5 protein-coding genes are annotated in these 5,395 nt (G+C 69.7%); 2 read left to right on the top strand and 3 right to left on the bottom strand.

Annotated elements, in window-relative coordinates; translation table 11 throughout:
* The coding region (locus JWN68_RS11535; protein WP_297738827.1) for an extracellular solute-binding protein at nt 1-1,232 on the bottom strand (1,232 nt) is incomplete at its 3' end.
* Nucleotides 1,233-1,398: 166 nt separating this feature from the next.
* On the opposite strand from JWN68_RS11535, the gene galK reads away from it, so the two are divergent.
* Nucleotides 1,399-2,523 carry a galactokinase gene (gene galK / locus JWN68_RS11530; RefSeq protein WP_297738825.1) on the top strand — a complete coding sequence of 375 codons (1,125 nt, stop codon included), beginning with the start codon at nt 1,399-1,401 and terminating at the stop codon, nt 2,521-2,523.
* A 2-nt stretch (nt 2,524-2,525) separates the two neighbouring features.
* Here the strand turns inward: galK and JWN68_RS11525 are convergent, their stop codons facing one another.
* Nucleotides 2,526-3,470, bottom strand: a complete 945-nt coding sequence (locus JWN68_RS11525; RefSeq protein ID WP_297738823.1) for an alpha/beta hydrolase — start codon at nt 3,468-3,470, stop codon at nt 2,526-2,528.
* Between the two features lie 103 nt (nt 3,471-3,573).
* On the opposite strand from JWN68_RS11525, the gene JWN68_RS11520 reads away from it, so the two are divergent.
* Nucleotides 3,574-4,404: an alpha/beta fold hydrolase gene (locus tag JWN68_RS11520; protein WP_297738821.1), complete on the top strand. Its 831-nt coding sequence runs from the start codon at nt 3,574-3,576 to the stop codon at nt 4,402-4,404.
* Here the strand turns inward: JWN68_RS11520 and glpX are convergent.
* On the bottom strand, nt 4,369-5,325 hold the full coding sequence (glpX, locus tag JWN68_RS11515; protein ID WP_297738829.1) for a class II fructose-bisphosphatase: 957 nt from the start codon (nt 5,323-5,325) through the stop codon (nt 4,369-4,371). The two genes, JWN68_RS11520 and glpX, sit on opposite strands and share 36 nt — an antisense overlap.
* Between the last annotated feature and the right edge of the window lie 70 nt (nt 5,326-5,395).

The raw sequence follows: 5,395 nt of genomic DNA, 5'->3' as shown, positions 1-5,395 counted from the left end.
AAGATGTCCTCGATGAAGTCCTTGGACTTCTCGGGAGTGTCCTTATCGACTCCCGACGGCGGGTGCCAGGTGCTCTGGATGGCGCTGGAGATGTCGCTCCAGTACGGCGACACCGTGCGGGGCGCTGCCGCGTCGAGGGACTCCTTGAACAGCGCGATCAGCTCCGGCGGGAAGAGGTCCTTGACGGCCTGCTCCTCATAGCCGGCCTCGCTGGAGGGCATGTTGCCCGTCAGCTCGGCGTTGACCCCTTGGCTCTCCGGACTCGTCAGGCACTCCAGTGCGGCGAGGGCCTCCTCCTCGTTGTCCGAGGCGGAGCTGACGCCGATGCCGATCCCGCCGTACGGCGGCCGCGACTCCTCGCCCTCGACGGTCTGGGGATAGCGGGCGAAGCCAATGTCGTCCCCGAGCCGGTCATCGCCGTAGTTGCCCCAGATGTAGGTCCAGTTGACGAGGAACGAGCCTTCGTCACCGCCGAAGGTGGTGCCGGCGGTGCCCTCGTTGGACACTGACAGGTCGGAGGGCGCAGCCTCCGACTCCGCCAGGGTCTGGATCACCCGGGCCGCTTCCTTGCCAGCGTCCGAGGCGATGTCGATCTTCGCCTCGGCGCCCTCGTCGGTCTCGGAGGCGATGTCACCGCCGGCACCGGAGATCAGCGCGTTGATCCATACGGAGTAGCCCTCGTACTTGTTGGCCTGGACGCCGATCTTCCCGTCGTTCTCGCTGGCCGCGGTGATGATCTGCTCCCACGTGACGGGCTGCTCCATGTCCAGGCCGGCCTTCTCGACGAAGGACTTGCGGTACCACAGCACCTGGGTGTTGGACCAGAACGGCGCCACGACCAGCTGGTCCTCCCAGGTCGCCGCGGCTGAGGCGCTCTCGAAGGCCTGCTCCCGGAACTTGTCCTGCATGTCCTGCGGAATCTCGGCGAGGTAGCCGGCGTTGGCGAACTCAGCCGTGAACGGGGGGTCGAGGCTCATCAGGTCGATCGCCGGGTCGCCTGCTGCGAGTCGGCGGGCCAGCTGGATCCGCTGCTGGCTGGCGTCCTGCGGAAGGACCTGGACGGAGATGGTGTAGTCGTCGGTCGAGCACGCCTCTGCCACGGCTTTCTGCCCGCCCGCGTCCGGGTTGGTGTACCAGACAAGCTCCGGCTTCCCGGAGTCACCGCCCGAACAGCCTGCGAGGATTCCGCTGGCGAGGCACAGGGCTCCAGCCGGAGCTGCCCACCGCCGCACGCGTCTCCTACGTGGCTGTTGCGAAGATCGTGCCGTCATCCGCGCCTCCATCCAGTTGTGGTTCAGGTCACAGGTCTAGTCCCCTTGGGGGTGCGTTGGCAACCGGCGTCGTCCCGAAGGGGTGACCTGCAAGCACACACGTGGTGGGTGTCCCTAGTCTTCTCGGGTGACTGCTCAGAATTCTCGTCAGCCTGTCTCCGAGCCGACGCGGGCCTTCGCCCCCGGTCGGGTCAATCTCATCGGGGAACACACCGACTACAACGACGGTTTCGTCCTGCCCTTCGCCCTGGGTCTCGGGTGTACGGCGACCGTGGTGCTCGCCGGCGAGGGCTGGTCGGCGACCTCCGCCCAGCAGGACGACGAGGTGGCGACCACCACGTGCGCGCCGTCCGACGTGCCCGGCTGGGCCACCTACGTCCTCGGCCCGCTGTGGCTGCTCGCGGACCGCGGGGTCGACGTCCCGCCACTGCGGATCCACGTGGACAGCAACGTCCCCCTCGGCGCCGGGCTGTCGTCGTCGGCCGCGCTGGTCTGCAGTGTGATCACGGCCCTCGACGAGGCACTGTCCCTGGGGCTGAGCGCAGACGAGTCGCTGGCGCTGTCCCGTGCGGTCGAGAACGACGTGGTCGGCGCCCCCACGGGCGGCATGGACCAGCTCGTCTCCCTCCGGGCCGTCGAGGGACATGCCCTGTTCTGCGACATGCGCTCGCTCGAGACGAGCCCGGTCCCGTTCGACCTCGAGGCCGCTGGCCTCGCCTTGCTCGTGATTGACACCCGTGCGCCGCACCGACACGTCGACGGGGAGTACGCCGAACGCCGTGCCGGCTGCGAGGAGGCGGCACGCGTCCTGGGTGTCCCAGCCCTGCGCGACGTGACCGCCGACGACGTCGAGGCCGCGGTCGAGGGGCTGGACGACGACCGGCTCCAGCGCTATGTCCGACACGTGGTCACCGAGAACGACCGGGTCCTGGCGACGGTGGACCTGCTGAGCGAGGGTGACGTCGCCGGGATCGGGCCGCTGCTCACCGCGTCGCACGCCCCGACGCGCGACGACTTCGCGATCTCGGTCCCGGAGGTCGACGCCGCAGTGGAGGCGTTGCTGGAAGCAGGCGCCCTCGGCGCCCGGATGACCGGAGGGGGATTCGGCGGTTGCGTCATCGGCCTGCTTCCGACCGCTGGGGTGGAGCCCGCCGTCGACATCGTCACCCGGCGATTCCGCGACGGTGGCTGGCAAGAGCCGACGGGCTTCCTGGTAACCCCGGGTCCAGGGGCCCACGTCGTGCCTGCTTGAGGTCAGTCGCCGGTGGACGCGCGGTCTGCGGTGCGGCGGATGCTCTCCACGAAGGTGTCGTAGAGGTCGACGGGAAGGTCGTGTCCCATGCCCTCGACCACCAGGAGCTCAGCACCGGGCACGGCAGACGCCGTGGCCCGGCCCCCGCTCACGTGCACCATCTTGTCCGCCAGTCCGTGGATGACCAGCGTCGGGACGCGGAGGTTGCGCAGGGAGAGGGTGCGGTTGGGCTGCGTGAGGATGGCGAGCATCTGCCGCAGCACCCCGCTCTGTGACACACCGCGCGCGAAGGTGTCCTCGCCCCGCTTGCGCAGCACCTCGGGGTCGACCGGGAAGTCGGGCGACCCGATGAGGTTCCAGACGACGGCGTTGGCGGCGAGATAGGCCTCCTTGCCTCCTCGACGCGACGTGAGCAGCGTGGGCAGGAGCTCCGGGCTCTGCCAGCCGACCGTGCGCCGACCGGTGGTCGACATGATGCTCACCAGGGACAGCACGCGCGCCGGGGCCTCGATCGCCATCGTCTGAGCGATCATCCCGCCCATCGAGATGCCCACCACGTGTGCCGCGTCGAAGCCGAGGTGGTCGAGCAGCGCGAGACCGTCCCCGGCCATGTCGCTCAGTGAGTAGGCGGCGTTGGCCCGGCCGGTCGAGAACGCCTTCACGAGCTGCGCCCGCGTCACGCGATGACGGATGCGCGACGAGCGTCCGGTGTCGCGGTTGTCATAGCGGATGACGTAGAACCCGGCCCGGGCGAGCCGGGTGCAGAGGTCGTCGTCCCACCAGATCATCGGTCCACCGAGGCCCATGACGAGCAGCAGCGGGTCGTCGTCGGGGGATCCGAAGGTCTGGTAGCAGATCTCCACCGAGGGACTCACCGGCGCGTGCATCTCCTCCGAGACCGCGACGGCGGGCGGCTTCGGTGACGCAGGGGAAGGCGTGCGAGGCATCTCGACAGTCAAACACGAAACGCGCTCCCGGGGGCGACACCGCGTTCCTCCCTACGGGGGCAAATGAGACGGGAATCTCATGGTGAACGCTACATTCGCGGGTGTGACCCCGACCACGCTCGCGGACTTCCTGCTGCCGGACGGCTTCGGCCGCCCGCGCATGCACGCCGTCCTCGGCGAGGGATGGGTCGTCGCCGAGGCTGGTCGGTATGCCTGGGACGTCATGAGCCAGCGGAGGGACCGCAGGCACACGCCGTACGCCCATCGTGCTCCGGCGCGATGGGACGAGCCGGTGCTGCTGGTGCCGGGGTTCATGGCGGGTGACGGCTCGCTCGCCCTCATGCGGCGCACGCTGCAGCAGCAGGGCGTGCGCACCTACCGGTCGCACATCCGGTCCAACGTCGGCTGCACCATCGACGTCGCCGCCCAGATGGAGATGCGGCTGGAGTCCGTCGCGCAGCGCCGCGGGAGCAAGGTCCGGATCGTGGGGCACAGCCTGGGCGGGATGCTCGCGCGCGGCGTCGCCGCTCGGCGGCCCGACCTCGTCTCCGGACTCGTGACCCTGGGGAGCCCGATGCTGGCCCCGGGTGCGCACCACGTCAGCCTCTGCGCCAGCGTGGCCATGCTGGTGCGACTGAGCCGAGCAGGCTTTGGCGGGCTGATGTCCGAGGACTGCGTCGCCGGCGCGTGTGCGCGGCAGAGCTTCGACGACGGACGCCTGTCGTTGGCCCCGTCCGTCGACTTCACCGCGCTCTACTCCAAGCGCGACGGCATCGTCGACTGGCGCGCCTGCATCGATCCCGGCGCCAAGGCGGTCGAGGTGCGGGCCTCACACATCGGGATGGCCGTCGACCCGCGGGTCATCGCCGTCGTCACCGAGGCGCTGCGACCGGTCCCGTCACTTGTCGAAGTCGATCGCGGAGAAATCGCGTAGCTTCGAGAGTTGGTGCTCGCTGGTGATCCGGCGGATGGTGCCGCTGCGCGAGCGCATGACCAGCGAGTCCGTCGTCGCGCCGTTGGCGCGGTAGCGGACACCGCGCATCAGCTCACCGTCGGTGATGCCGGTGGCGACGAAGAAGCAGTCGTCACCCGTGACGAGGTCGTCGGTGCCGAGCACGAAGTCCTCGTCGAGGTTGTGCCCCGCGTCGAGGGCGCGCTGGCGCTCGTCGTCGTCCTGTGGCCAGAGGCGTCCCTGGATGACGCCGCCGGTGCACTTCATGGCACAGGCGGTGATGATGCCCTCCGGCGTGCCGCCGATCCCGAGCAGCAGGTCGATGCCGGTGTCGGGGCGCGCAGCCATGATCGCGCCCGCCACGTCGCCGTCGATGATGAACTTGATGCGGGCGCCGGTCGCGCGGATGTCCTCGACGAGCTGGCTGTGCCGCGGCCGGTCGAGCACGACGACGGTGACGTCCGAGGGCGAGCTGCCCTTGGCCTTGGCGACCTGGTGGATGTTCTCGGCGACCGGGTAGCGGAGGTCCACGACGTCGGCGGCCTCCGGGCCGGTGACGAGCTTCTCCATGTAGAAGACCGCGGAGGGGTCGTACATCGAGCCGCGCGGCGAGACCGCGAGCACCGAGACTGCGTTGTTCATGCCCTTGGCCGTCAGCGTCGTGCCGTCAATCGGGTCGACCGCCACGTCGCACTCGGGACCGGTGCCGTCGCCGACCTCTTCGCCGTTGTAGAGCATCGGGGCGTTGTCCTTCTCGCCCTCCCCGATGACGACGGTGCCGCGCATGCCGATCGTCGAGATCATCACCCGCATCGCGTTGACCGCCACGCCGTCGGCGCCGTTCTTGTCGCCGCGGCCGACCCACCGACCGGCGGCCATCGCAGCGGCCTCGGTGACCCGCACGAGGTCGAGCGCGAGGTTGCGGTCGGGTGCCTCGTGGGCGGGAGCGAGGTCGGACGGGCTGGCCGGTGGC

Origin of the sequence: Nocardioides sp. (assembly GCF_025964975.1) — a bacterium.
In the GTDB taxonomy this organism is placed as follows: domain Bacteria; phylum Actinomycetota; class Actinomycetes; order Propionibacteriales; family Nocardioidaceae; genus Nocardioides.
This window is presented reverse-complemented; position numbering and strand designations above follow the sequence as displayed.

Excerpts from the sequence above, each read along its gene's own strand:
- JWN68_RS11525 (WP_297738823.1), bottom strand. The coding sequence starts at position 3,470 with ATGCCTCGCACGCCTTCCCCTGCGTCACCGAAGCCGCCCGCCGTCGCG.